Annotated in this window: 19 protein-coding genes and 1 tRNA gene; 6 read left to right on the plus strand and 14 right to left on the minus strand. The window is 68.4% G+C overall.

Annotated features, from left to right (window positions below):
* Positions 1-8: 8 nt before the first annotated feature.
* Positions 9-3,218 carry an arabinosyltransferase domain-containing protein gene (locus A5752_RS14295; protein WP_067086520.1) on the minus strand — a complete coding sequence of 1,070 codons (3,210 nt, stop codon included), beginning with the start codon at positions 3,216-3,218 and terminating at the stop codon, positions 9-11.
* Positions 3,215-6,511: an arabinosyltransferase domain-containing protein gene (locus tag A5752_RS14300; protein WP_067086523.1), complete on the minus strand. Its 3,297-nt coding sequence runs from the start codon at positions 6,509-6,511 to the stop codon at positions 3,215-3,217. The genes A5752_RS14295 and A5752_RS14300 overlap by 4 nt, the downstream gene beginning before the upstream one ends.
* Before the next feature lie 107 nt (positions 6,512-6,618).
* Here A5752_RS14300 and A5752_RS14305 point away from each other — a divergent pair, with 107 nt between their 5' ends.
* Together A5752_RS14305 and A5752_RS14310 are read left to right on the plus strand one after the other, a co-directional pair.
* Entirely contained in the window at positions 6,619-6,975 is a 357-nt protein-coding gene (locus tag A5752_RS14305) for a PadR family transcriptional regulator (protein ID WP_067086526.1), read from the plus strand.
* A complete protein-coding gene (locus A5752_RS14310; protein ID WP_067086678.1) occupies positions 6,975-8,333 on the plus strand; it encodes a permease prefix domain 1-containing protein in 1,359 nt (452 codons plus the stop codon). Before A5752_RS14305 ends, A5752_RS14310 begins: the two co-directional genes overlap by 1 nt.
* Before the next feature lie 58 nt (positions 8,334-8,391).
* Here the strand turns inward: A5752_RS14310 and A5752_RS14315 are convergent, their stop codons facing one another.
* The 6 genes from A5752_RS14315 to pdxR (A5752_RS14340) all read right to left on the minus strand — a co-directional run bounded on the left by A5752_RS14315 (position 8,392) and on the right by pdxR (A5752_RS14340) (position 17,629).
* A complete protein-coding gene (locus tag A5752_RS14315) occupies positions 8,392-11,613 on the minus strand; it encodes an arabinosyltransferase domain-containing protein (RefSeq protein WP_067086528.1) in 3,222 nt (1,073 codons plus the stop codon).
* A gap of 11 nt (positions 11,614-11,624) precedes the next feature.
* The gene (locus tag A5752_RS14320) at positions 11,625-13,496 is read right to left on the minus strand and encodes a galactan 5-O-arabinofuranosyltransferase (protein WP_197500619.1); all 1,872 of its coding nucleotides are present in this window, start codon (positions 13,494-13,496) and stop codon (positions 11,625-11,627) included.
* Positions 13,496-14,278, minus strand: a complete 783-nt coding sequence (gene dprE2, locus A5752_RS14325; protein WP_067086532.1) for a decaprenylphospho-beta-D-erythro-pentofuranosid-2-ulose 2-reductase — start codon at positions 14,276-14,278, stop codon at positions 13,496-13,498. Before dprE2 ends, A5752_RS14320 begins: the two co-directional genes overlap by 1 nt.
* A gap of 13 nt (positions 14,279-14,291) precedes the next feature.
* Positions 14,292-15,692, minus strand: a complete 1,401-nt coding sequence (gene dprE1 / locus A5752_RS14330; protein WP_067086535.1) for a decaprenylphosphoryl-beta-D-ribose oxidase — start codon at positions 15,690-15,692, stop codon at positions 14,292-14,294.
* Between the two features lie 69 nt (positions 15,693-15,761).
* Positions 15,762-16,160 (minus strand): GtrA family protein, encoded by a 399-nt coding sequence (locus A5752_RS14335; protein WP_067086684.1) that lies wholly within the window; start codon positions 16,158-16,160, stop codon positions 15,762-15,764.
* A gap of 50 nt (positions 16,161-16,210) precedes the next feature.
* Positions 16,211-17,629 carry a MocR-like pyridoxine biosynthesis transcription factor PdxR gene (gene pdxR / locus A5752_RS14340; RefSeq protein ID WP_067086686.1) on the minus strand — a complete coding sequence of 473 codons (1,419 nt, stop codon included), beginning with the start codon at positions 17,627-17,629 and terminating at the stop codon, positions 16,211-16,213.
* 49 nt (positions 17,630-17,678) lie between these two features.
* Between pdxR (A5752_RS14340) and A5752_RS14345 the strand changes: the two genes are divergently transcribed.
* Entirely contained in the window at positions 17,679-18,152 is a 474-nt protein-coding gene (locus tag A5752_RS14345) for a carboxymuconolactone decarboxylase family protein (protein ID WP_067086537.1), read from the plus strand.
* Between the two features lie 5 nt (positions 18,153-18,157).
* Here A5752_RS14345 and wzm read toward each other — a convergent pair whose 3' ends face one another.
* From wzm to A5752_RS14365, 4 genes are read right to left on the minus strand one after another with little or no spacing between them, the layout of a single operon-like run.
* Complete coding sequence (gene wzm / locus A5752_RS14350) at positions 18,158-18,988, minus strand: galactan export ABC transporter permease subunit Wzm/RfbD (protein ID WP_067086540.1); 831 nt, start codon at positions 18,986-18,988, stop codon at positions 18,158-18,160.
* Entirely contained in the window at positions 18,985-19,887 is a 903-nt protein-coding gene (gene glfT1, locus A5752_RS14355; RefSeq protein ID WP_067086543.1) for a galactofuranosyltransferase GlfT1, read from the minus strand. The genes wzm and glfT1 overlap by 4 nt, the downstream gene beginning before the upstream one ends.
* Positions 19,884-20,675, minus strand: a complete 792-nt coding sequence (gene wzt / locus A5752_RS14360) for a galactan export ABC transporter ATP-binding subunit Wzt/RfbE (RefSeq protein WP_067086545.1) — start codon at positions 20,673-20,675, stop codon at positions 19,884-19,886. The genes glfT1 and wzt overlap by 4 nt, the downstream gene beginning before the upstream one ends.
* Before the next feature lie 9 nt (positions 20,676-20,684).
* Positions 20,685-21,188, minus strand: coding sequence for a bacterial proteasome activator family protein (locus A5752_RS14365; protein ID WP_067086548.1), 504 nt, complete (start codon positions 21,186-21,188; stop codon positions 20,685-20,687).
* A 417-nt stretch (positions 21,189-21,605) separates the two neighbouring features.
* On the opposite strand from A5752_RS14365, the gene A5752_RS14370 reads away from it, so the two are divergent.
* On the plus strand, positions 21,606-22,802 hold the full coding sequence (locus A5752_RS14370) for a cysteine desulfurase-like protein (protein ID WP_067086551.1): 1,197 nt from the start codon (positions 21,606-21,608) through the stop codon (positions 22,800-22,802).
* Between the two features lie 6 nt (positions 22,803-22,808).
* Here A5752_RS14370 and A5752_RS14375 read toward each other — a convergent pair whose 3' ends face one another.
* The gene (locus A5752_RS14375; protein ID WP_067086552.1) at positions 22,809-23,783 is read right to left on the minus strand and encodes an NAD(P)H-quinone oxidoreductase; all 975 of its coding nucleotides are present in this window, start codon (positions 23,781-23,783) and stop codon (positions 22,809-22,811) included.
* Positions 23,784-23,861: 78 nt separating this feature from the next.
* Between A5752_RS14375 and A5752_RS14380 the strand changes: the two genes are divergently transcribed.
* Together A5752_RS14380 and A5752_RS14385 are read left to right on the plus strand one after the other, a co-directional pair.
* Positions 23,862-24,374: a MarR family winged helix-turn-helix transcriptional regulator gene (locus tag A5752_RS14380; RefSeq protein WP_067086555.1), complete on the plus strand. Its 513-nt coding sequence runs from the start codon at positions 23,862-23,864 to the stop codon at positions 24,372-24,374.
* Between the two features lie 47 nt (positions 24,375-24,421).
* A tRNA-Ser gene (locus tag A5752_RS14385) sits at positions 24,422-24,508 on the plus strand.
* A gap of 1 nt (position 24,509) precedes the next feature.
* Here A5752_RS14385 and pdxR (A5752_RS14390) read toward each other — a convergent pair.
* Positions 24,510-25,904 (minus strand): MocR-like pyridoxine biosynthesis transcription factor PdxR, encoded by a 1,395-nt coding sequence (pdxR, locus tag A5752_RS14390; protein ID WP_067086558.1) that lies wholly within the window; start codon positions 25,902-25,904, stop codon positions 24,510-24,512.
* Positions 25,905-25,930 lie beyond the last annotated feature (26 nt).

Below are 25,930 nucleotides of genomic sequence, written 5' to 3' on the forward strand. Positions count from 1 at the left end.
GGAATCGGTTACGGCTTGATGCGGATGTGCCCGGGGCTGTACAGGCCGCTGCGGGTCGCCGTGCCGAAGTCCAGCGTCGCCGGCGTCGCGCCTCGGGCGTCGGGTGTCATCTCGAACCGGCGCAGCGAGCCCCAATCGCGGCCCCAGTCCTGCGACAGATACGTCGCCATCACGTGCGCGCGCATCAGCAGATCGGTTATTCCGAGCAGCCCCCCGTTGAGGCCGTCCTGCCAGGTGTCGGTGTCCTTGCGCTTGGCGTTGTAGTCCGGAGTGATGCGGAACTTCGGAATCTCGGTGACGCCGTTGGCGTGCAGCATCGGCTGCTGACACGGGAACGCCAGGCCCACGGCCCAGTCCATCAGCACCGGCTGCTCGGAGCCGACGTACTCCTGCACCGATCGCAACTCGGGCACCCGCGGCGGCGTCACCGCCAGCCAGTCACCCTGGGTGAGCGAACGATCCTCGGCGACAACGCGAACCGCGACGGCGTCGGACGGGATGTCGGCGCGGGGGAAGCGCAGGTTGCGCCATGACGGGATCGGCCCGAGGTCGTATGGCACCATCCGGCCCGCGGGCACCAGCGCGCCGTCGGGGCCGCGCCGCGCGTACTCCAACTCGACGGTCTCGCCCTCGGTGCGTCCGTTGAACACGCTGTTGCCCGTGATGGTCCCGGCGGCGGTGACAACGACCAGCGGATGCCCGTCGTCGGCCGCGGGCAGTTCGTACCAGGCCGACGCCAGGGTGCTCTCCTGCTGCGGCCCTTCGACGTAGCTACCGGCCAGCGGCACCTTCTTCGGGTCGAGCCCGTACGGCAGCGGCACGGTCGAGCCGTTGATTCCAGGGGTCTTCAGCTTGGTCGGCTGATCCCAGTCGTAGTCGGTGCCCGGCATCGGCAGGTTGACCCGGATCGCCTCGGCGACGATCTTTTCCGGCACGCCGTCAGACGTGAATCCGACGGGTCCGACACCGCCCAGCGGCCCGAGCGGTCCGTAGTCGCCGGGCAGCGGCGTCAGGAAGCCGTCGTTGGCGTTCGGTTCGACGAGCACGTCGTCGGCCAAACCGCAGCCGCCGGTGAACGCGCGCAGGTTGGCCCATGCATTCGAGTACGTGGGGTACTGGCGCACCACGCCGACGACCATCGACCCGACGAACACCACCACCATGAAGCCCGCGACAACAGGAATCGGCGCCGCGGTCAGCGCCCGCGCGATGCGACCTTCGCCGCGGGTCCTCGACGAGAAGTGCAGCCAGGCCGCCCATATCGCCGCGATCGCGAAGAGCGCGAAGAAGATCGTGCTGACCGTGACGCCGCCGAGCTTCGGTTCGTCGTTGTTGAACGGGACGCCGTAGCTCGACACGTACCACCAGCCGTTGGTGGTCGCGAAGCACAGCGCGATCACGAACAGCACGGCCGCCAGGAACGCCATCCGGTTACGCGACCACGCCAGCACCTTCGGCGAGGCCAACACCGTCGCCAGCGCCGCCATTGCGGCGCCCACGGCCGCGAACAGCCCGAAGTGATGCACCCACTTGGTCGGGGTGAACATCAGGAAGAACACGGTGCCGAGGATGATCCCCATCAGCCGCCACGCGGGACCCCGCGCCACACCGGGCACCCGTCCGCGCCGCAGCATGATGAACATCGAAGCGAACAGCGACAGTGCGGTGATCAGGAAGCCGAACCGGCGCGACAGCGATCCGTCGACCGTCGGCAGGATCAGGTAGTAGTACCGCAGGTTCTCGGTGTACCACTCCTGGTTGGGGCCGATGGCGGTGCGAATCCTGGTGGCTTCCAACACCGTTGCGATGGTCTGGTCGAAGAACACCACGGTCAGGATCACGGTGCCCGCGGCCAGCAGCGGCAGCAGCAGCGGCCACAGGCCAACCGCCTGACGCCGGCGCACGAGGATGCGCAGCAGCGGGCGGCCGCCGGCCACCAGCGCAGCCACCGCGATCAGGCCCGTCGGCTGGATACCGAGCGTGAACGCCGCCGTGATGATCGCGAACGCCGCGGGGGTCAGCCGTCCGGAGGTGATGGCCCGCTCGATGAGCACGTAGGTGATCAGTGCTCCCGTGGCGATCTGGCCTTCCGGGCGCAGGCCGTTGTTGAAGGGCATCCACGCGGCCAGCAGCACCAGGCCGGCCGCCCACAGCGCGGGCTTGCTCGCGGCGACGGCGGGACCCAGCCGCGGCAGCACCTCGCGAGACAGCAACAGCCAGCACAGGATTCCGCACACCAGGTCGGGCAGCCGCATCCAGATGCTGGCGTCGCTGACGCTGGTCATCATGGCGAGCAGGTTGTAGTACCAGCCGAACGGATCCTCGGGGCTGCCGAACCACCGGAAGTAGTTCGACATGTAGCCGGCGTGGCCGGCCACCCGCGCCATGCCGAGGATGTAGCCGTCGTCCGACGAGTTGGCCCCGATCACATGCCAGAGGGCGAAGCCGCCGATGACGACTACGTCGGTGGCGGTGAACGTGCGCCACCGCTGCGGGATCAGCCGGCGCATGCGCCTGCCGTCCGTGCGGTCCAGGCGCCACAGCGCGAGCAGCGCGATCGCCGTCGACACGATCGCCAGCACCATCGCCGTCAGCTTCAACGGCGTTGGCTGGGTGGTGAATCGGGTGTCGATCTCCGCGGACAGGCTCAACCCCGGTGGCGCGGGCCCGGTCAGGTCGGTGAACACCCCGACGATCGCCGGACGCAGATTCGGGTCCGGGAAGCCGGTGTACTGCGGCGAGCCGTCCGCCTTCGTGAGCCCGACGAACGTCGCGAAGGTGCCCTCCTCGGAGGACGTGATCTCGATGCGCGAACAGCCTGGGGCACCGTCGGTTCCGACCACGCGTGCCCGCGGCACGCTGGCCACCACGACGTTTCGGTCGGTGATGTCGACGCGTTGCGTGTTGACGGTGACGAACAGGCTCTGCAGCGCGGCCTGTTTACCGTCCTTGGGCGCGGTGCCCAGAACCATTCCGCCGCGCGGCGGCATCGAACGGATCAGGTCGCACGGCACCGTCACCGTCATCCGCACCGGAGTCTGTGTGATCAACGGTGCGGTGATGCTGTTCACCTGCCCCTGCTGGGGCCAGTTCAGCGTCGCGGTGGTCTGTTCCACCGGCAGCAGCGGAGTGGCCACCGACAACACGAAGCCGATCAACCCCGCGATCGCCGCCACCCAGCGGGCGATGCGCACGTCGGAACTCGATGTCTGTCTCATGGCAGCGCCCTGATGGGTCCGTTTCGGCTCCAACCGAACACGCGCTCCGTTCCTTGTTCGACGACCGCGTCGGGCGCCTCGGCTTCGGGCACGACCCGCAGATAGCGCTCGATCGAACCCCAGTCGCGGTACCAGTCGTCACGCAGGTAGGTGGGGATTGTCGCGGTGCGCAACAACGCCTGGATGAACAGGAACGGGCCGCCGTCCTGGGCAGACTGCCACTGGTTCGACGACACGACCACCTGCTTGAGGTTCGGAAGGATCCGGTATTCCGGAAGTTCGGCGACGCCCAGATGTTCGGAGAACGGGCGCTGGCAGGGGAAGTTCGCGGCCGTCGCGATGTCCATCAGCACCGGCGTCTGCGAGCCGAGGAATTCCTGCGCCGTCTCCAGCACCGGCGCGCGCGGCGGGGTGAACGCGAACCACTGGTCGGTGGACAGGTTCGGGTCATCGGCGACGATGCGCGCGACGTTCGCCTCCGGCGGCGCGGTCGTGAGCGGGAAACGCAGGTTGCGCCAGGCCTTTTGGGGTCCGGGGCCGACATCGATCGGTTGCACCTCGGTCAGCGGCACGTAACTGCCGTCGGGACGGTGCTCGCCCCACTGCAGCTTGAGCGACTGTCCGTAGTTGAACGAGCCGTCCTCCTCGTAGAACCAGATCGCGCCTGCGGCAGCGACGGTGACCAGCGGCCGGTCCGGGGTGCGTGGCGGCAGCTGGTACCACGCCGACGTCACCTTGGCCGCCACGGTGTTCTCGTCGTAGCTGCCCATCACCGGCGTGCGCTCGGGGTCGAGCCCGAACGGCAGGAACACGTTCGAACCGTTCACGCCGACGGGTCCGTAGCCACCGCCGGTGCCTGCGGCGAAACCGATCCCGATGTTCGGTTCGTTCGGGGATCCGTCGGAGTTGACCGTGCCGGGGTTGGCCGTGATCGGCTCGGGCGGCTCGAGGGTGTCGCTCACACCGTTGGGGGTGAAACCGACCGGATCCTCGCCGCCGAGCGGGCCGTACTCCCCGAACCGCTGGCCCGGAACCGGTTGCAACATACCGGCATTCGTGTCGGGCTCGACGAGCACGTCGTCGGCCATCGCGCAGCTGCTGTCCGAGAGCCCCGACTTCAGTGCCGAGACGCTCGCCTTCGCGGTGGTGTACACGGGATAGCGCTGCACCGCGCCCTTGGCCATGGAACCGACCTCGAGCACCACCATGATCGTCGCCACCACGAGCAGCGGCGTCGACGCGAGCACGCGGTTCCGCTTGGTGTTGGCGACCTGCGTGTGCCCCGCGTAGTCCATGCGGAAGTGCAACCACCCGGTGAGCAGGCCGGTGACGATCGCGAGCGCGAGGAAGATCCCGGTCACGGGGATGCCCGCGATGACCGGCTGCTTGTCGAACCACGGCACACCGTAGTTGCCGACGTAGAACCAGCCGTTGATTCCCGATGTGGCCCAGGCCAATACGAACAGCAACGCGGTGACGTAGAGCGCGAGGTTCCGACGGCTGTGCAGCCCGACGCGGGAGAAGGCGAACGCCGTCACCGCTCCGAGCGCACCGGCCAGCCCGGCGAACGCCCCGAACTGCACCGCCCACTTGGTGGGCGTGAACGTCAGCAGCAGAAGGCCGATCGCGGTCGATCCGATCAGCCGCCAGACCGGGCCGCGCGCCATGCCGACCACGCCGCCGCGCCGCAGCAGCACCGCGAGCATGCCGAACAGGCACAGCAGCAGCACCAGCACCGCGAAGCGCCGGGTCAGCGACGAGTCGACGCTGTCCTCGACGGTGAGGAAGTAGTAGCGCAGGAACTCCTGGTACCACGCGATGGTCGGGCCGACGACGTACTTGATACGGGCCGACTCGGCGACGGTGGCCAGCGTCTGATCCCGGAAGACCACCACAAAGATCAGCGCGAGCGCGCTCAGCAGCGCGGCCAGCGGCGCCAGGACGCCGTCCACCGGACGGCGGGCGCGCACGGTGCCCACGATCGCACGGGCCCCCACCAGCAGCGGCGCGATGGCGATCAAGCCCTGGGGCGCCAGCGTGACGGAGAAGACCGCGACCACGATCGCGAGCGCGGCCGGCCACGTCCGCCGGGTGGCGACGGCGTTCTCCACCAGCACCCACACGGCGACCGTGCCGAAGGCGATGAGCGGTTCGGGTCGCAGGCCGTTGTTGAACGGCAGCCACGCCGCCAGGAACACCGCTCCGGCCGTCCACACCGTCACCCGGTTGGCGGCCGGGCCGCGGCCCAGTCGCGGGACGATGCAGCGGCTCACGATCAGCCAGGCGCCGATGGCGGCCAGCGTCGCGGGCAGGCGCATCCACACGCTTGCGGTGCTGACCGAGGCGAACGCCGACAGCAGCGATTGGTACCAGTCGAACGGGGCCTCAGAGGCGCCGAAGAAGCGGTAGTAGTTGGCGTTGTAGCCGGCGTCGGCGGAGACCCGCGCAATCGTGAGGTTGTATCCGTCGTCCGACGACAGGGCGCCGATGACGTGCCACAGCAGCAGCGTGCCGACGACTGAAAGGTCGGCCATCCAGTGCCAGAAGCCCGCGCGCCAGAAGCGACGCCAGGCGCGCGGCACGCGACGCCCGGAGCGACTCCGGAGCCCAATGTCGCCGCCGGAGCGACTCCGGCGGTCCAGCACCGCCAGCGCGGCGATCGACGCGATCACGCACGCGACCCCGAGCACCATCACGGCGAGCTTGAGCGCGGTGGGCGAGGTGATGAAGCGGGTGTCGACGTCGATGCGTGCCGACAGTCCCTCCTGCGCGGCCACCTCCATATCGGTGAAGACCCCGGCGACCTGTGGTTTCTCCTCGGCGGGCAGGGTGCCCGCGGAACCGGGAAGCCCGATGAAGTCGGCGCCGACCTCACCCGGGTTGGCCCAGATGTGCAGCGTGCTGCAGGCGCCGTCCTCGACGGCCGGGCGCGGTGCGACCGCGGCGACGGAGTCGCGGAACGCCACCACGACGACGTCACCCGTGGCGCGCACGAACAACCCGTTGCGGCTGGCGTCGATTCCGCCCGGGGGGACGGTGGAGAGCACCAGGCCACCGTCGGCGGGCAGCGTGGCGACGGCCCGGCAGGGGATGGAGATGTCGAGCGCGGCGGGCGCACCGGAGACCAGCGGGGCGGTGATGTCGCTGACGAACCCGTCGGGCCCTGTGCCCTGCGGCCACAGGATGGTGGCGGTCGTCTGCTTGACCGGCAGCAGCGGGACCAGGCCGCACAGCAGTACGCCGGCGATGCCTGCGACGACGGCGATCAATCGCGCGATTCGATGAGCAGGCACGAGCGTCGATGGTAGGCGACGAAATCTCGTGAGTCGGTGACGCCAGGCCGAAATGCCTAGAACTGCTAGGGTATGACCTAGAACTGCTAGGTATCGGAGGTGGCGGCGTGCACATCGACAAGGACCTCGTTGCAGCGTCTGCCACCCCGTTGGTGCTCGGCATACTGGCCGAAGGCGAGTCATACGGCTACGCGCTCATCAAGCGGGTCAACGAGTTGTCGGGGGGCCGGATGCAGTGGACGGACGGCATGCTCTACCCGCTGCTGCACCGGCTGGAACGCCAGGGCTACGTCTCGGCGGACTGGCGGGTCTCCGACGGCGGGCGCCGCCGCAAGCAGTACGCCATCACCGCCGCGGGGCGGGAGGTGTTCGCCGAACGGCGTCGCCAGTGGACCGTTGTCGCCGAGGCGCTCGACCGCGTATGGAAGCCGCTGTCCGCCGACGTGGCGCCGGGGTGGGCGTGATGGCGGCGGACACCGAACTCGAATCGCAGATCGCCCAGTGGCGTGGCTACGTCCAACGCCACCGCGCGATCGGCGCGGCGGACGTCGAGGAGATGGAGGATCACCTCCGGGATCAGATCGCCGACCTGTCGCGCTGCGGGCTCTCCGATGACGAGGCGTTCCTGGTCGCGGTGAAGCGGATGGGCAACGTCGACGCGATCAGTCGCGAGTTCGTCCGCGAGCACTCCGACCGGCTGTGGAAGCAGCTGGTGCTGGTATCTGAGGAATCGGGGGCGGCGGCCCGGACGAACCGGGAGCTGTTCGTCGTCGTCGCCCTCGGCATCGGCGCGGGCGTCGCGGTCAGGCTGGGTTCGGCGCTGCTCGACGAGGAACTCACGCTGTGGCGCAACATCGCGTTTCTCGTGTTCCCGTTCCTGGCAGGGTATTTCGCGTGGAAGCGACGGTTGGGCTGGCAGCAATGGGCCGTGCTCGCGGTGCCGGCCGTCGCGCTCGCGGTCGCGATCAACACCTACCCGTTCGGTGACGACGTCTTCGACGATCCCGACACCGAGGCGTTGGCCGGAATCCATGCGCCGATCGTGTTGTGGCTGCTGGTCGGGTTCGCCTACGTCGGCGGTAGATGGCGATCCGATTCGCGCCGAATGGATTTCATTCGGTTCACCGGTGAGTTCGTCGTGTACCTGACGTTGCTGCTGATCGGCCTCGCGGTGCTCTTGCTGTTGACCGGCGGCGCCTTCGACGCCGTCGGACTGGACGCCGAGGAGTTCGTCGGCGATTGGGCGTTGCCGGTCATGGTGCCGGTGGCGGTACTCGTCGCGGCGTGGCTGGTCGAGGCCAAGCAGAGTGTCATCGAGAACATCGCGCCGGTGCTGACGCGCGTGTTCACGCCGCTGACGATCGTCATGCTGCTGGCGCTGCTGGTGGCGTTCGCGACCGCAGGCAGCGTGATCGGCGTCGACCGCTACCTGTTGATCCTGATGGACCTCATCCTGGTGTTGGTGCTCGGGCTGCTGCTGTATGCGATCTCGGCCCGCGACCCGCTGGCCCCGCCGACCGTATTCGACTGGCTGCAACTGGTTCTCGTGCTCAGCGCGCTGGCGGTCGACGTGCTGATGCTCGCCGCGATGCTGATGCGCATCGCCGAGTTCGGCTACAGCCCGAACAAGGTCGCCGCCCTCGGCATGAATCTCGTGTTGCTGGTCAACCTGGCCTGGTCGGCGTGGCTGGTTGTCGGCTTCCTGCGGCGACGGCGGCCGTTCGGCGACGTCGAGCGGTGGCAGACGCGCTACCTGCCGGTCTACGGGGTGTGGGCCGCGGTCGTGGTGTTGGCGCTGCCGCCGTTGTTCGGATTCGTCTGACGGGTTGATTCAACGCACCACATGCGTGCGATCAACCCGTCAAGCCCGCGATGACTCTCTACGACAACCGCAACGGCGCCGGGCTCCACAGCCCGCTGCGCGTCGCCCTGCCGAGGTCCAACCGGGCCTCCGCGGCGTTCGGGTACCACGGCGTGAGTTGTTGCAGCGAGCCCCAGTCGCGGAACCAGTCGTCGTCGAGGTAGGTCGGCACCGTCGTCGCGCGCAAAAGCAGTTCGGTGATGCCGAGCGGACCGCCGCCGAGATAGTCCATCACCGGCGAGTTCGCCTCGGCGCCAAAGCGGTCGGGCAGAATCCGCCACTTCGGCACCTCGACGACACCGTTCTGATGGCCGAATGGCCGCTGGCACGGGAACGCCAGGCCGACCAGCCAGTCGAGCAACACGGGGTCCGACGACCCGACGACGTCCTGCAGCGTGCGCAACTGCGGTATCCGCGGCGGCGTCACCGCGATCCAGTGCTGCGGATCGAGGTCGTCGTCGGAGGCCACCAGCCGGATTTGGGTGGCCTCCCGCGGTATCGCGTCCAGCGGAGCGCGCAGGTTGCGCCACGCCGGAGACGCGCCGACGTCGGCGAACCCGATGGAGCCGCCCGGCTCGTCGGCCGCGGCCTGCTCGTCGGTGGCCCACTGCACGGCGACCTCACCGGCGTCGAAACGCCCTGCAGCCGAAACGACCAGCAGCGGACCGACGTCGTCGCGCGACGGCAGGCGGTACCAGGCCGAGCGCAGCTGCGCGGGCTGCTGCGTGCCGGGACGCCAGCTACCCATGACCGGCGTGCTCGCCGGATCGAGTTTGTACGGAAGCCGCGCCCGCGAGCCGTTGACACCCGCGGCGGCCGTCGTGCCGCCCTCGGTCCCACCGTTGCCGGCCTGATCGTCTTCGCTGTCGGTGTCGGCGAAGTTGGTCGAGGTGCCCTGGCCGCTCATCGTCTCGTCGGCGGAGACGTCGGTGGGAATCCCGTTGGGGTCGAACCCTTCTGCGGTCCCGGCGGCGAACGCCTCACCGACCGGCGTGTCGACCGGTCTCAGCATGCCGACGTTGGGGTCCTCCTCGACGAGCACGTCCTGGGCCATCCCGCACGTCTTGCCGGTCAGGGCTTCGAGGTTGGACCGCCCGACGCTCCACGCCGGGTACTGGTCGACCATGGCCAGCGTCAGCGAGAGCACCTCGAATACCACCAGCACCCAGGTCGCAACGGCCAACGGGGCCTGCAGGATTCGCTGCCATCGTCGTTGCGGTCCCGGCGGTGACGAATCGCGGCCGGAGAAGTGGAACCATGCCGCGGCGATCAACGCCAGCACCGACAACCCCAGCAGGAACGTCGAGAAACCGAACTTCCACTCCGGCATCGCGTTCGACCACGGCACACCGAAGTTCGACACGTACCACCAGCCGTTCACGGTGGCGAACGACAACGCCATCGCGAACAGCACCGCGGCGCCGAACACCGAGCGGTTGCGCCGTGACCGCATCGCCGTTGCGGTGACGGCGACCGCCGCCAGCGCACCCAGCGACCCGGCCAGCCCGGCGAACACACCGAAGTGGTGCGTCCACTTGGTCGGCGTGAACATCATCGCCAGGAACGAGATCACCGTGATGCCGATGATGCGACGACTGGGACCCAGCGCCGTGCCGGGAATCCTGAACTTGCGCAACGACATCGCGACCGCGACGGCCAACGCGATCAACAGCATCAGCACCGCGAACCGGCGCGCGACCGAACCGTCCGGGCTCAGTGTGAACAACCGCTCGTAGCGGATGTGCTCGTCGAACCAGCTCAGGCTCGGCCCGACCGCGGACTTGAAGGTGCTGGCCTGCAGTTCGGCGGCCAGCGTCTGGTCCCGGAATATCAGGATGATCGTCACGGTCGCCGCGGCCAGGATCGGCGCCAGCAGCGCGAGGTATCCGAAACGGGAAACATGCGCGGCAACAATGGTTTTCAGCGGTCCGACCGCCACCAACAGGGCGCCAATCGCCGCGATACCGGTCGGGCCGGAGAACAGCGTGAGCGCGCCGATGATGATCGCGATCGCGACGGGTAGCAGCCTGCTGGTGGCCACGCCCCGCTCGACCGAGCACCACGTGAGAAGGATGCCCAGCGCGATGATCGGTTCGGGGCGCAGCCCGTTGTTCAGCGGCAGCCAGAACGCCAGGAACAGGCCCGCCGCCGTCCACGCCGCCGCCGGCGTCGACTTCACCGCATGGCCGAGTCGCGGGATCACCTCGCGGCTGATCACCCACCAGCACGCCAGTCCCATCACCAGCGTCGGCAGGCGCATCCACACGCTGTGCGTGCTCACGTGCGCCCACAACGCCAGCAGGTCGTAATACCAGCCGAACGGCGATTCAGGGGTGCCGAACCAGCGGTAGTAGTTCGCCATGTAACCGGCGTGCTCGGACACCCGCGCCATCGTCAGGATGTAGCCGTCGTCGGCCGTGTTCGCGCCGACGAAGTGCCACCACACCAGCACCGCGGTGACCACGCCGTCCAGCGGCCGCAGCGTCCACCACCGCGGGGGCAGGAACCGTCTGACGCCGCGGCCGTCGGCGACGTCGAGAAGGTGCAGCGCGACCAGCGCGATGAGGGTCAACGCGACCCCAACAATCATCGCCAAGGTCTTGAGCAGCGTCGGCGAGGTGCTGTACCGGGTGTCGAGGGTCGCGGAGAACTCCAGGCCCGGCGGCGCCGGACCGCTGAGGTCGGTGAAGACGCCGACGATCTGCGGCCGGAAGTCGTAACCGCCGCGTTCGCCGCGCAGCGGTTCGCCGGGATCCTCGCTCGGAATCCGCCCCGGCCCCTGCACGAGGCCGACGAACTCGCCTGTCACCTTGTCGGCGTGGGCGGTGAAGGTCAGCCGCTGACACTGCGGGCTGAGCACCTGATCCAGCGGCGCGCTGACCACCGGGGTGTTGCGGACGATCACCAGCAGGTCGTTGTTGACCCGCTCGATCAGCAGGCCGCGGTCGATGGCCTTGGGCGCCTGTTTGGGCACGGTCGACAGCAGCACCGTGCGACCGCCGGCCAGCCCGGCCGCCGCGCGGCACGGCACGCTGATCTCAAGGTCGGTCGCGACGTAGCCGATGAGCGGCGCGTCGACACTGCGCAGCACGCCGTTCTGCGGCCAATTCAGCTGCGCGGTGGTCTGCGTGACCGGCATCAACGGCGTCGCGATCGCCAGCAGCGCGCCGAGCAACCCCGCAACGATGGCTATCAGCCGCACCGTCCGATGGTTCGCCCCGACCCCGGCTTCACCGACCACGGCGTTCGATCCTAATTGGGCTTCCGGATCGCCAGCACGAACGGGCCGATGCTGGAGACCTCGAAGCGGGGGTCGTCGAACAACGCCTCATCCAGCGCGACGTGGTAGCGCCGGACGTTGGGTTGGTTCGGATACACGTCGGAGGCCAGCCGCAACGTGTAGGTGTCGTCGGCGCCACGGCGCATCAGGAACACTGTCGGCGGCTCCCACGGCAGCGAGTCAAGCGCCTCGATGAACTCGTCGGCCTCGGTCAGCGTGGCCCAGCCCTCGATGGCCTCGGCGCGCTTGTCGAACTGGGCGAGCGGGTTGGCGTAGTGCGAGGTCAGTCCCTGAAAGCCGTAATACGGGTAGTAGGACAGGAAGCTGTAGTCGGCGGTCAGCACGACGGTCTCGTCGCGCGGACGGCCGGTCACCTCGGTGATCTTGGCGTCGATCTCCCGGTAGTAGCGCTCGGCGCCCGGCGGTCGCCGATCGGCCCGCTGTCCGTAGCCGTCGGTGTCGGTGTAGGCGACGACGATGTCGGAGCGCAGCACGTCGGGGATGTCCTGGCTGTACGTGACGGCGCCGATCATGCCCAGTGCGGCGGCCGCCGCGATGACGCGTCGGGCGTTCTCGGGCCGCACGCGCGCCGCGACGGCGCGGGCGACCTCGATGAAGCCGAAGGCACCCGCGGCCGTCAGCAGCACGGTCAGCGTGGGATTCAGCCGGAACGACAGCAGGGTGGTGCCCGCCAGTGTGGTCAGCATCGACAGCAGCGACCACGCGTAGACCGCGAGCACGGCGATCGCGAGCGCCCCCGCACGCGTCGACGAGCGCGCCCGCCAGACCAGCCACAGCGTGCCGAGCATGCACAGCGCCCCGAGGAGCGTGAAGTGCAGCATCGGGAACTCCAGCTGCGCGCCGTCCGTCGGGAGGTAGTGCTGGGCGGTTCCGGAGTCGGCGGGCTCGCCCGAGAACGCGGCGATCAGGTACGGGGCCCAGCCGACGAGCGCGATGGCGCCCGAGATCACCGCGATGACAGCCAGCCGCAGCAGCGGTTCGATGCGCCTGCGCGCGGCCGCGAGCAGCACACCCATGATCGCGAGCGTGAAGGCCGCGTAGGCGAACAGCAGCGTGTACGACAGTGCGGCTCCGCCGAGGAACAGCCCGGTGCCGATGACGGCGGCCCACCCGCTGTTACGGGTCCCTCCGCGCAACCCGGACCACGCCAGCACGAAAACCGGCGGCAGCAGGACCGCGATGATCGCGGCGTAGGGCTCGGCAGGGGAGTACGCGAGTGTGGCGGCGGTGGTCGCGGTGGTCACCACGAGCGCGTACTCGAAGCGAATCATGGCCGCCCACAACACGAACGCCACCGCGATCGCGGCGGTGATCGAGATGATCGCCCACGGTTTGAACATCTCCCACGCCGGGGTTCCGGTCAGCGCGGCCAGGCGCCCGCCGATCCAGAACCAGCCGGGCGGGTAGAACGGCGGCAGGCCCATGTAGGTCATGTCGCGCAGCGCGGCGCTGTCGGCGAGCCGGGTGAGGTACTCGGTGCGGAACTGCTGGTCGACCGAGATGCCGTACAGGTACAGCTTGGTGGCCCCGAGCGGCATCGCCAGCGTCACCACCGCGAACGCGGACAAGAACACCGTGCCCGCGGCCTTGCCGAGCAGGCGGCGGCCCCGTCGCCATACCCATCCGCTCGCGAACAGCCCCGCCAGGCAGGCCACCTGGCCCACCGTGGTCAGGGCGTGCAGCTGATTGGAGGAGTTGTAGGCGGGCCACTCCACCCGCGCGATCGCGGCCAGCGACACCACGGCGACGACGACCGCCACCGCGGCGGCCGCCACCATCTGGCCGGCGACCTTGATGGGCAGGGCCGGCGAGCCGTCACGCATCAGATGGGTAGCTTGCGGAAGATCGGCCGCGGGATGTGGCGCAGCACCATCATCACGTACCGGAACGCTCCCGGCGCCCATACCAGTTCCTTGCCCTTGGCCGCCGCCGTGACTGCGAGTTCGGCGACGTCTTCTTTGTCGACGGTGAACGGCGCTTCCTTGGCGCCGGTGGACTTCCAGTGTTCGATGGTGGTGGTGGTGCGCACCTGTCCGGGGCGGATCACCAGCACCCGAACGCCGAACTCGCGCAACGCCTCTCCCAAGCCGAGGTAGAAGCCGTCGAGTCCGGCCTTGGTGGAGCCGTACACGAAGTTGGACCGCCGCACCCGCTCGCCGGCCGCCGAGCTCATCGCGATGATCTGCCCGAAGCCCTGGGCGCGCATCTTCTCGCCGATCAGGACACCGACCGAAACCGCTGCGGTGTAGTTGATCTGCGCGATCTGCACGGCCTTGGCCTGGTCATGCCACAGTTCCTCGGCGTTGCCGAGAAGGCCGAAGGCCACGATCGCAACGTCGACATCGCCACCGCCCCATGCCTTGTCGATGACATCGCGGTGACCCGAGGTGTCGGTGCCGTCGAAGTCGATCCACTCGACGGACTTGGCCCCGGCCTCGGTCATCGCGGCGATGGCCTCGTCCTTGCGCGGATGGCCCGGCAGATCAGCAAGGATGATGCGGGCGTGCGCGTTGCGCAGATAGCGCGCGCAGATCGCCAGGCCGATCTCCGATGTCCCGCCGAGCAGCAGGATGGTCTGGGGGTTACCTACGGCGTCAAGAACCATTTTTGTGAACCATCTACAGCAGCTCCAAGCGTCGGGCCATATCGGATGCGAAGACGCCGTTCGGGTCGGCCTTGCGGCGCACGGCGATCCACTCGTCGATCCGGGGATACATCTTGTGGAACCTCTCCGCGCTGACCCGGGAGTCCTTCGCGGTGTACACGCGCCCACCGAACTCCATGACCCGCTCGTCGAGTTCGTTGAGGAATTCGTTGACCCCGGGCCTGTTCGGGAAGTCCATCGCCACGTTCCAGCCCGCCATCGGAAAGCTCAGCGGCGCCCGGTTCCCGGGGCCGAACAGCTTGAACACGTTGAGCGCCGAATAGTGTCCCCGCGTCTGGATCCAATGGATGATCGCCTTGAACTCCTCGAGCGCGTCGGGCGGCACCAGGAACTGATGTTGCGCGAAACCCGCTGGGCCGTAGGCATTGTTCCACCCGCTGACGAGATCCAGCATGTGGTAGAACTGCGACAGATTCATGATCTTGCCGGTGTACGTCCCGCCGAGCCGGTAGTACACCTCGCCGATCGCCATGAAGGAGAGCTTGTTCATCGCGCTGACCGGGAAGATGTTCGGCACCGAGAGCAGCTGTGGCGCATCGAATTTGAGCGGATTCTTGGCCAACTTCGGCGGCAGCTGATCGAGCGTCGCAAGGCTGCCGCGGCTGATCGCTGCCCTGCCCAGTTTCGGAGGCGGGCTGATCAGGTCGAACCACGCGCTGGAGTAGGTATAGCGGTCCTCGCTGCCGTCGAGGTGGACGGCGACGGTTTCGTCCAGGTCGTTGGTGGAGACGCCGTCGGCGATGAAGTACGCGGTTTCGCTGCGCGTCATCGCGATTCGGGCCCGCAGCACGATGCCGGTGAGGCCGTTTCCGCCCACCGTCGCCCAGAACAGTTCGGCGTCCGGCCCGTCGGGGGCGAGGGTGTGTACCTCCCCGTCGGCCATCAGCAGGTCCATCGACAGCACGTGGTTTCCGAAGCTGCCCGCACTGTGGTGGTTCTTGCCGTGGATGTCCGACGCGATCGCCCCGCCGACTGTGACCTGGCGGGTGCCGGGCAGGACGGGCACCCACAGCCCGAACGGAAGCGCCGCCTTCATCAGCTGATCGAGGCTGACGCCCGCGTCGACGTCGGCCACGGCCGTCTCGGCGCTGATCGAATGGATCTTGTGCAGCGCGGTCATGTCCACGACCAGGCCGCCGCCGTTGCACGCCTGGTCGCCGTAGGAGCGGCCCAGCCCACGCGCCAGGACGCCCCGGTGTAGGAACGCCGGGCTGGATGCGCTGCGTTCGGCGGCCTCGCGGACCGCCTGCGCGATCAGCTCGACGTCCGGGGTGGTCAGCACCTGCGCGACGGACGGTGCGGTGCGACCGAAGCCGGTCAGGGCACGCGAGGTCGTCGGCAGGTTCTCGGACATCGCAACGAGGGTACCGTGCCCTCGTCGGCGCCCCGGTGCACCGCAATTCAGCTCGGCACGAGCGCCCGGCTACCGCAGGCGGAAGATGACCGCGCGCTGGATGACGAAGTTGATCACGGTCGCGGTGCCCTGGGCGATCACGAACGCGATGACGACCGCGGTCGGCGTGTAGTCGAGAAGGTCCAGGAACAGGTGGTTGAGCCCGACCTGCACGACGAACGTCGTGATGTAGAGCGCCCACACCGCGGCCAGCCGGGCGTGGCTCGGCGGCGCCTGGAACGTCCAGCGCCGGTTGAGCATGTACGCCGTCGTGGTGCCGGCGACCCAGCCGAGAGCTTTGGCCAGGTCGGGCTGCACGCCGCCGACCCGGTAGAGCAGCACGTAGAGACCGAAGTCGACAACCGCCGAGAATCCGCCGGTGACGACGAAGCGCCAGATCTGGGTGCCCAGGCTCAAGGCGGGTTGCATCGGGGGCTCGGCCACCCGGGCAGCTTACGGTGAAACGCGCGCCATCCTGGTCAGCGGGACAGCCCGCTGGATGTCAGAACGTCGCAGAGCGCCTCGACCGCCGCGGCGAACGCATGCTCGGCGGGCGTGCCGAAGCCGATGATGACACCGTCGAGCTGCGGCACCTCCGGCCCCGCGAGCGGATGACGCATGGCCGAAAGCCCTTGCAGCGCAATGCCTGCCTCGCCGGCACGCTGCACCACCTCGTGCTCGGCGCCGTCGGGCAGGGTCAGCAGCATGTTCAGGCCGGCGTTGAGTCCGCTGATCCCGATGTCGAATCCGCCCAGTGCATCGACGAGGGCGTCGCGACGTCGCCGGTATCGGATCCGCATGCGCCGGATGTGCTTGTCGTAGCAGCCGCTGGTGACGAATTCGGCCATGGTCAACTGCGCGATGCCGTTGACGTAGAACTGGTCTCCGCCGTAGGCCTCGACCACCGCGTCGACAAGGTCGGCGGGCAGCACCATCCAGCCCAGGCGCATCACCGGCGACAGGCTCTTGCTGGCCGAGCCGAGATAGATCACGTGGTCGGGGCTCAGCGCCTGCAACGCGCCGACCGGCTGGCGGTCGTAGCGGAATTCGCCGTCGTAGTCGTCGTCGATCACGTAGCCGCCGGTGCGCTGAGCCCAGTCGACGACCGCGGTGCGCCGCGACGGGTGCAGCGGCACACCGAGCGGGTTGTGATGGGCCGGGGTGAGAAGTACCGCGGGGGTGTCGAGGCCGTCGAGCTCGCCGACAACCGCCCCGTGCTCGTCGACGCCGATCGGGACCGTCGGCACGCCCAGCGCAGCGACCGCATCGCGGAATATGAAGAGCCCGTACGCCTCTACCGCGATCGGGCGGTCGCCGTGAAGCACTCGGGTGAGCACCTCGACGCCGTGCCGGACGCCCGCACAGATGACCACCGCCTCCGGTGAGGTCCGGACCCCGCGCGCACGCGTGAGGTAGTCCGCGATGGCCTGCCGCAATTCGGGGCGTCCGCGCGGATCGCCCATGCGCAGCGCCTCGGTCGGCGCCGTGGTCAGCGCGCGACGTGTCGCGGCCACCCATTCTGCGCGGGGGAACTCCGCGACGTCGGGTGAGCCAGGCCGTAGGTCGTGGCGCGGTGTGGACCGCACACCGCGCGGTTGGGCCGGGGCCGCGGCACCCGCGTTGTTGACCACCCACGTACCTGCTCCCTGCCGCGACGCGAGCCATCCCTCGGCCACGAGTTCGGCGTAGGCCTCGGCCACCGTGTTGCGGGCCAGTCCGAGGTCGGCGGCCAGGCTGCGCGAGGGCGGCAGCAACGTGCCGGGGCTCAGCCGCCCCGAGCGCACCGCGTCACGCAGTGCGCCGAGCAGCAGCTCCCGCGCGCCGCGGGCACCCGGGGTGATCCGCTCGCGCAAGTCCAGGTGGAGGTCGCGAATGGGCGTATTGGCCCACGAAGTCATGACCGAATTGAACCACGCCGATGGGACATTGCGCACTAGCGTCGACGGTATGACACAGACATTGGACAGAGAAGCCGTCGACAGAATCAAGATCTACAAGACGTCACCCGAGCTGCTCGAGGCGATGCTGACGCTGAGCAGGGTGTCGGCCAAGGATGTCGACGTCGAACTCGGCGAGCTGATCAAGATCCGCGCATCGCAGATCAACCACTGCGCGTTCTGCCTCGACATGCACCTGCGCGACTCCCGCAAGCACGGCATCGACCAGCAGAAGCTCGACCTCGTCGCGGCCTGGCGGGAGGCCGGCGACCTGTTCTCCGAGCGCGAGCGTGCGGCGCTGGCGCTGACGGAGGCCATAACTGACCTGCACGACGGCCATGTTCCCGACGATGTCTATGCCGCGGCCGCCGAGGTCTTCACCGAACGCGAACTCGGGCAGGTCATCGCGATGGCCGTGACGATCAATGCTTGGAACCGGATCAACGTGACGATCCGGCAGGCACCGAGGGCGGCGCTGGGCTGATCGGTCTACACCCAGTACGCGACGCGGGCGCGGTACTGGCGCATCGCGAACGCCGCGAAGATCCAGCCGACCACCGTCAGCACGATCACCACAAGCCAGTGCCGCAGTTCCTGGTCGGCGCCCAGCAGCGGGGCGCGGACGATGTCGAGGTAGTGCAGTAGCGGATTGAGCTCGACGACCTTGGCGTACTGTTCCGCGCCCTGCTGTTGCAGGGTGGACTCGTTCCAGATGATGGGCGTCATGAAGAACAGCAGCTGCACCAGGCTGACCAACAGCGGGCTGATGTCGCGGTAGCGGGTGGCCAGGATCCCGAAGCACAGCGACACCCAGATGCAGTTGAGCACGATCAAGCCCAGCGCCGGGATCACCGCCAGGTCCGTCCACTTCCACGGCTTTGGATAGATCATCGCGATGATCACGAAGATGATCATGTTGTGAGCGAACAGGATCATCTGCCGCCACACCAGCCGATAGACGTGTACCGACAGCGGTGTGGGCAGCTGTTTGATCAGCCCCTCGTTGGCTACGAACACGTCGGCGCCCTCGAGGATCGCCGCGTTGATCAGGTTCCACACGATCAGGCCGAGCGTGACATACGGAAGATGTTCGGACAGCTCGAGTTTGAACAGCTTCGAGTAGAGCAAGCCCATCGCGACCGCGGTCGCGCCGGTGGCGATCGTGATCCAGAACGGCCCCAGCACCGAACGGCGGTAGCGCTGTTTGATGTCCTGCCAGCCGAGGTGCAACCACAGTTCGTGCTTGCCGAAGCCGGCGACGAGGTCGCCCCACGCCCGGCCCATCGTCCGCGACTGCGCGGCGGCGTCGGTGAACGTCATGATCCGAGCCTCCCGAATTTCTCCTTGCGGCCCTTGCGGCGCAACCGAATCCACTCCATCAGCCCGGCGGGGTCGCGGCGCGACACCAGGAAGAACCAGCCGAAGCGGGCCCACTCCTGCAGCTGCAGCCGACGCAACCCGGGCTGCGACAACAGATAACCGCGGTTGCGGTAGGTGTAGAACCGCTTGCGCTCGTCGTCGGGGTACTGCGTGTGCATCCGGCCGCCGAGGATCGGTTTGAACTCGTCGCCGCCCTGCGGATGCAGGTACACCGCGTCCAGGCAGGTGCCGAACGGCAGACCGGAGCGGACCAGCCTGCGGTGCAGTTCGGTCTCGTCGCCGCGGACGAACAGCCGCAGGTCCGGTACGCCGGTCACCTCGAGCGTCGAGGCGGCGAACAACGCGCCGTTGAACAGCGACGCGATACCGGGCAACACGTCTCCGCCGGAGTCGGTGCGCAGTTCGTCGACCCGGCGACGCCACACGAGGCCGCGGCGCAACGGGAAGGCCAGCCGCCCGGGGTCGGTCATGTCGCAGACCATGGGCGAGACCTCAGCAAGACCGTGGCGCGCAGCGCATTTCAGAAGCGTGCCCAGCACCTCCGAGTCGGCGGGGCGCCCGTCGTCGTCCGCCAGCCAAATCCAGTCCGCGCCCGAGGCCAGCGCGTGCAGCATGCCCAGCGCGAAACCACCTGCGCCACCGAGGTTTCGCTGCGATCCGAGATAGGTGGTGGGAATCGGCTGCGCGGCGACCAGGTCGGCGACGCGGGGATCGTCGTCGTTGTCCACGACGATCAGCTGGTCCGGGACGCGGGTCTGCGCCGACACCGATTCCAGTGATTTGGCCAGTTCGTCGGGACGACGGTGGGTGACCACCACCGCGCACACGGTCTCGGTCATCCGTGGCGCGTCTCTTCGAGGACTTCCCGGACGGTCCGGGCGGCGTCCTCGCCCTCGTAGGCGCGCACGACGTCCTCGATGCCGCCGGTCATCTTGATCGTGCCGTGGTCGATCCACATCGCGGTGTTGCAGAGGCGGGCCAGGAACTCGTTGGAATGGCTGGCGAACACCAGGATCCCGGAGCGCGCGACCAGTTCGGCCAACCGGGTCTGTGCCTTCTTCAGGAACTCGGCGTCCACGGCGCCGATGCCCTCGTCGAGCAGCAGGATCTCGGGATCGATGCTGGTCACCACGCCCATCGCCAGGCGCACCCGCATACCGGTCGAGTAGGTGCGCAACGGCATCGACAGGTAGTCACCGAGCTCGGTGAACTCCGCGATCTCGTCGACCTTGGCCAGCATTTGTCTGCGCGTCTGCCCCAGGAACAACCCGCGGATGATGATGTTCTCGAATCCGGAGATCTCGGGATCCATTCCGACGCCCAGGTCGAACACCGGCGCCACCCGGCCGCGGACGGTGGCCACCCCGCGAGTGGGCTCGTAGATGCCCGACAGCAGTCGCAGCAGGGTCGATTTGCCCGCGCCGTTGTGCCCCACCAGACCCACGCGGTCGCCGAGTTCCAACGACATCGTGATGTCCCGCAGCGCCTCGATGACCACGACGTTGGAGTCGTTGCGTCCGATGGCGCCGCCGGCCTTGCCCAGGAACGCCTTCTTCAGCGAGCGGGACTTCGCATCGAAGATCGGGAACTCGACCCACGCGTTGCGGGTCTCGATGTGCGGGCTCAACGCCTGCCCCTACAGGTACTGCCCGGTCCCCGGATGGGACGCGCCGCCGCGCACCGCCACCCCGGGTGGCAGCGCACCCTGGCCCCGCATCTGCTCCAGCTGCTGGCGGGCCGCCATCTGCTGGGCGAACAGCGCCGTCTGGATCCCGTGGAACAGGCCCTCCAGCCAGCCCACCAGCTGTGCCTGCGCGATCCGCAGCTCGGCGTCCGACGGCACGCCCTCTTCGGTGAACGGCAGCGTGAGCCGCTCGAGCTCGTCGCGAAGTTCGGGGGCCAACCCCTCTTCGAGTTCGGTGATGCTCGTGCGGTGGATCTCGCGCAGCCGGGTGCGGCTGGCGTCGTCGAGCGGTGCCGCCCGCACCTCCTCGAGGAGCTGCTTGATCATGGTGCCGATGCGCATCACCTTCGCCGGTTGCTCGACAAGGTCGGTCAGGGACTTGCCGTCCTTCTCCTCGTCACTGTCGGCGTTCGTGCTCTCACCGCTGATGATCTCGATGTTGTCGTCGTCGGTCATATGCCCTGCGTTCCCTCTAATCTCCACGCCATTCGTCGCTGGGGTCCCGCGATCCCGCCCTCGATCGCCGACCATCTAGCGAGATTAGTCCCGTCGCGCGTGGGCCGGTCGCCGCGTCGCGCACGGGCAACGTGGCGCCCGTCACCGCAAATCCGTCGGCGAAACGTCTCGGACCATCGAGCAAACGCCAGCACGCACGGCTATCAGTCCGAACAAGATGTCTCGTTAACCTGCCGTCGCGAGTGTCCGGCGCTGTCGGGCTGACCAGCAACGACAACGGGTTTAGCCCTCCGATCGTCAAGGTCACTGGACTAGTATGGCTGCCCAGCAGACCCAGTCCGACATGGCGGGTCGGGCCGAGTATCGACCAGAATCGTGTCGGTTTGTGAACTCACGGACTCTCGAAGGTGGGCTGGCATGGCATACGACGTCGCCCGGGTGCGCGGTCTGCACCCGTCCCTGGGCGACGGATGGGTGCGGTTCGACGCCCAGAACGGCATGTTGTTGCCCGACGCCGTGGGCCGCGCGGTGTCGACCGCGTTCCGCGGTTCGATGCCCACGCCGGTGGGTCCGCATCCGTCCGCGCAACGCAGCGCCGCGGTGCTGGAGGCCGCGCGGTTAGCCGTGGCGGATCTGGTCAACGCAGATCCCCGCGGCGTCGTCCTCGGCGCCGACCGGTCGATCCTGCTGACCTCGCTGGCCGACGCGTCGTCCTCGCGTGTCGGTCTCGGTTACGAGGTGGTGGTCACCCGGCTCGACGACGAAGCGAACATCGCACCGTGGCTGCGTGCCGCCAATCGCTATGGCGCCAAGGTGAAATGGGCCGAGGTCGACATCGAGACCGGCGAGTTGCCCAGCTGGCAGTGGGAGAGCCTGCTCACCAGGCCGACCCGGTTGGTCGCAATCACCTCGGCCTCTTCGACTCTGGGCACCGTTACCGACCTGCGCGCGGTGACGAAGCTGGCCCACGATCAGGGCGCGATGGTCGTCGTCGACCACTCAGCGGCCGCCCCCTACCAGTTGATCGACATCGACGAGATCGACGCCGACGTGGTGGCGGTCAATGCGTTGGCTTGGGGTGGTCCGCCCATCGGCGCGCTGGTCTTTCGCGATCCGTCGCTCATCGACTCCTTCGGATCGGTGTCGCTCAACCCGAACGCGACCGGTGCTGCGCGGCTCGAGGTCGGTGCACACCAGTTCGGCCTGCTCGCCGGCGTGGTAGCCAGCATCGAGTACCTGGCTTCGCTCGACGAGAACGCGCACGGCACGCGCCGGGAACGCCTGGGGATCTCGATGCACTCGGCGAACGCCTACATGAGCCGGCTGTTCGACTACCTGCTTATCTCGCTGCGTTCGCTGTCGACCGTCATGGTCATCGGTCAACCCGAATCACGAATTCCCGTACTGAGTTTCGCGGTCAACGACGTGCCGGCCGATCGTGTGGTGCAGCGCCTGGCCGACAACGGCATTCTGGCGATCTCGAACGCGAGTTCGCGTGTGCTCGACGTGATAGGCGTCAACGACGTCGGCGGTGCGGTGACGGTCGGGCTCGCGCACTACACCACAACCGCCGAGGTTGATCAGCTGGTTCGCGCGCTGGCCTCGCTGGGCTGACCGCCGCTAATCGGCAACGCGCAGAAGAACTTTCCCGGACACCTCGCCGGACTGCAGCAGCTCGTGCGCCGCGCCGGCTTCCTGCACCGGGTACTCGGCACCGATGATCGGCCGTACCTGACCGCTCTCGATCATCGGCCACACGTTGGCCACCACCGCGGAGACGACATCGCTCTTGCTGCCGCGGCCGCTGACCGGACGCGCGCGAAGCGCGGTCGCGATGACGCCGGCCCGCTTGCCGAGCAGTTTGCCGATGTTGAGCTCGGCCTTCACCCCGCCCTGCATCCCGATGATCACGAGCCGGCCGTCGGACGCGAGTGCGTCGATGTTCCGGTCGAGGTAGGCCGCTCCCATGATGTCGAGGATCACGTCGGCGCCGCCCTCGGCCTTGACCCGCTCGACGAAGTCCTCGTCGCGGTAGTTGATCGTCACCTCGGCGCCGAGCTCGGCGCACAGGTCGAGCTTGTGGGCCGAGCCCGCCGTCACCGCCACGCGGCAGCCGAGCGCGCGCCCCACCTGCACGGCATGGGTGCCGATGCCGCTGGCGCCGCCGTGCACGAGGACCAGTTGGCCGGACGACAGGCCGGCCGTCATCACCAGGTTGGACCACACCGTGCAGGCCACCTCCGGCAGTCCCGCGGCCTCGTGCAGCGACACCGACTCGGGAATCGTCATCACCTGTCCCGCCGGGACGACCACGAACTCGGCGTAGCCCCCGCCCGCCAGCAACGCGCAGACCTGTTGCCCGACAGCCCAATCCGACACTTGGTCGCCAACCGCGGCGACCGTTCCGGAGACCTCGAGCCCGAGGATCTCACTGGCGCCGGGCGGTGGGGGGTATTTGCCCGCGGCCTGCAGCAGATCGGCGCGGTTGATGCCCGCCGAGGCCACCTTGATCAACACCTCGCCGTCGGTGGGCACGACGTCGGGAACTTCTTGCCAGCTCAATCGGCCTTCCGGCCCGGCCACGATCGCATGCATTCAAATAACGCTACTAGCCTGCGAGAACACTGTGACGAATCAGTCGCCAGCAATGTCATCGCCGTTTACTATTGCCGAATGGAGGGGATTATTGCGGGTCGTACCGCGGGGGACATGCCAGGGCTGGACATAGCCGAACAGCGATCCTGGCAAAATTTTTTGGACGCCGCTCTGCGGCTGTACGCGACCTTGAACCGGTCGCTGGTGGATAAGCATCACCTGACGCTCAACGACGTCAGGCTGCTGGACATCCTGGACAAGTCGCCGACGGGATCGGCCCGGATGGGCGACCTCGCCGAGGCGTTGATGTCGCTGCCCAGCCGGGTCACCCGGCAGATCCGTCGATTGGAGATGCAGGGCCTGGTGAAACGAGGGGCCAGCCCCGACGACGGCCGCGGCGTGCTCGCCAGCATCACCGACGACGGACGGACCGCGGTGCGCGACGCGATGACCACATACGCCGAGAACGTGCGGGCGCACTTCCTCGACCGGTTGTCGCGGCCCCAGGTCGCGGCGATGGGCGAGAACTGCAGGCGCATCAGCGTCGCGCTCAAGAACGGGTCGACGAACGCCAAGCTCGGGCGGGTCTGAGGGATTCCCCGTCGCGGCGGGAATCGCCGCCCCGTACTCTTGTCGGCGGTGGCGTGGCAGAGCGGCCTAATGCACTCGCCTTGAAAGCGAGAGACGGCTAACACCGTCCGGGGGTTCAAATCCCTCCGCCACCGCTCACGCGATGTGGTGGGCGATGCGCGCCAGCAGCCGCACACCCGAATCGATCTGTGACTCAGTGAGGTTGGCGTAGCCGAGCAGCAGTCCCGGCGGCGCCGAGGCGGGGTCGGCGTAGCACGGCGCGAGTGGTTCGATCCGCACCCGTTGCTCGGCCGCGCCGCGCACCAGCTCGCCGACCGGGAAGCCGTCGGGGAAGCGCACGGTGAGGTGGACACCGGCGGCCGCGCCGAGCACCCTCGCTTGCGGCAGGTGCCGGGCCAGCGCGCCGAGCAGCGCGTTGCGCCGGGTCAGGTAGCGGCGGCGCATCTGGCGCAGGTGCCTGTCGTAGCCGCCCGACCTCAGCAGCTGCGCGAACGCCAGCTGGTCCATCACCGAACTTCCGGTGTCCGCAAGGCCTTTCGCCGTTCTGACCGATCCGACTAGGTGCGCGGGCAGCACCATCCAGCCGATGCGAAGACCGGGTGCCAGCGTCTTGCTCGTCGAGCCGATGTAGACGACACGGTCAGGTGCGATTCCCTGCAGTGCACCGACGGGCGCACGGTCATAACGGTATTCAGCGTCGTAGTCATCCTCGATGACCAGGTTGCCGGCCCGCGCCCAGTCCATCAACTCGGTGCGCCGCGCCGCCGACAGCACGACCCCGGTCGGGGACTGGTGCGCCGGCGTGGTGAGCACGGCGTCGGCGCCGGTGGCGGCCAGGGCACCGACGTCGAGCCCGTTCTCATCGACGCGAACCGGGCGGGGCTCGATCCCGTTGTCGCGCAGGACCATCCGATGCAGCCAGAATCCGGGGTTCTCCATGGCCAGCGTCGACGCCGGCAGTGCCCGGGCGAGCAACGCCACGGCCTGGGTCGCACCCGAGCAGAGCACGATGTGCTGTGGGTCGGCCAGCACACCACGGACGCGTCGCAGATAGTCGGCCACCGCGGCGCGGGCCGTGAGCAGCCCCTGGGGCGCGACGTACCCGAACGCGTCTGCCTCGATCTCGGCCAGTCCCTGGCGCAGCGCCCGCAGCCAGGCGTCGCGCGGAAAGCTCCGCAGATCCGGTGAGCCCGGCAGGAAGTCGATGTCGTAGCGGGCGGTAGGCAGGTCGTCGCCGCGCGCGGGTGCCTCGACGGCATCGACGGTCGCCACCACCGTCCCCGATCCGTGCCTGCTCAGCAGGAAGCCCTCGGCGACGAGCTGGCTGTAGGCGTCGACGACGAGTCGCCGGGACACTTCCAGGTCGGCGGCGAGGACGCGGCTGGAGGGCAGCCGCGTCCCCGGTGCGAGACGCCCCGTCCTGATGGCGGTCCGCAGACCATCGGCCAACTGGCGGTGCAGTGGGTCGATGGCGCCGCGGTCCAGCTCCACCAGAAGCTCCGGCCCGGAAGTGGTACCCGATTCCGCCATCAAAGTGGTGCCTATCTTGAGGCCAG

The organism is Mycobacterium sp. 852002-51961_SCH5331710, assembly GCF_001665535.1.
In the GTDB taxonomy this organism is placed as follows: Bacteria; Actinomycetota; Actinomycetes; order Mycobacteriales; family Mycobacteriaceae; genus Mycobacterium.

Excerpts from the sequence above, each read along its gene's own strand:
- A5752_RS14380 (WP_067086555.1), top strand. The coding sequence starts at position 23,862 with ATGGAGGGGATTATTGCGGGTCGTACCGCGGGGGACATGCCAGGGCTG.
- A5752_RS14375 (WP_067086552.1), bottom strand. The coding sequence starts at position 23,783 with ATGCATGCGATCGTGGCCGGGCCGGAAGGCCGATTGAGCTGGCAAGAA.
- pdxR (WP_067086686.1), bottom strand. The coding sequence starts at position 17,629 with ATGACTTCGTGGGCCAATACGCCCATTCGCGACCTCCACCTGGACTTG.
- A5752_RS14345 (WP_067086537.1), top strand. The coding sequence starts at position 17,679 with ATGACACAGACATTGGACAGAGAAGCCGTCGACAGAATCAAGATCTAC.
- A5752_RS14295 (WP_067086520.1), bottom strand. The coding sequence starts at position 3,218 with ATGAGACAGACATCGAGTTCCGACGTGCGCATCGCCCGCTGGGTGGCG.
- glfT1 (WP_067086543.1), bottom strand. The coding sequence starts at position 19,887 with ATGACCGAGACCGTGTGCGCGGTGGTGGTCACCCACCGTCGTCCCGAC.
- A5752_RS14320 (WP_197500619.1), bottom strand. The coding sequence starts at position 13,496 with ATGCGTGACGGCTCGCCGGCCCTGCCCATCAAGGTCGCCGGCCAGATG.
- A5752_RS14310 (WP_067086678.1), top strand. The coding sequence starts at position 6,975 with ATGGCGGCGGACACCGAACTCGAATCGCAGATCGCCCAGTGGCGTGGC.
- pdxR (WP_067086558.1), bottom strand. The coding sequence starts at position 25,904 with ATGGCGGAATCGGGTACCACTTCCGGGCCGGAGCTTCTGGTGGAGCTG.
- dprE1 (WP_067086535.1), bottom strand. The coding sequence starts at position 15,692 with ATGTCCGAGAACCTGCCGACGACCTCGCGTGCCCTGACCGGCTTCGGT.
- dprE2 (WP_067086532.1), bottom strand. The coding sequence starts at position 14,278 with ATGGTTCTTGACGCCGTAGGTAACCCCCAGACCATCCTGCTGCTCGGC.
- A5752_RS14370 (WP_067086551.1), top strand. The coding sequence starts at position 21,606 with ATGGCATACGACGTCGCCCGGGTGCGCGGTCTGCACCCGTCCCTGGGC.
- A5752_RS14365 (WP_067086548.1), bottom strand. The coding sequence starts at position 21,188 with ATGACCGACGACGACAACATCGAGATCATCAGCGGTGAGAGCACGAAC.
- wzm (WP_067086540.1), bottom strand. The coding sequence starts at position 18,988 with ATGACGTTCACCGACGCCGCCGCGCAGTCGCGGACGATGGGCCGGGCG.
- A5752_RS14335 (WP_067086684.1), bottom strand. The coding sequence starts at position 16,160 with ATGCAACCCGCCTTGAGCCTGGGCACCCAGATCTGGCGCTTCGTCGTC.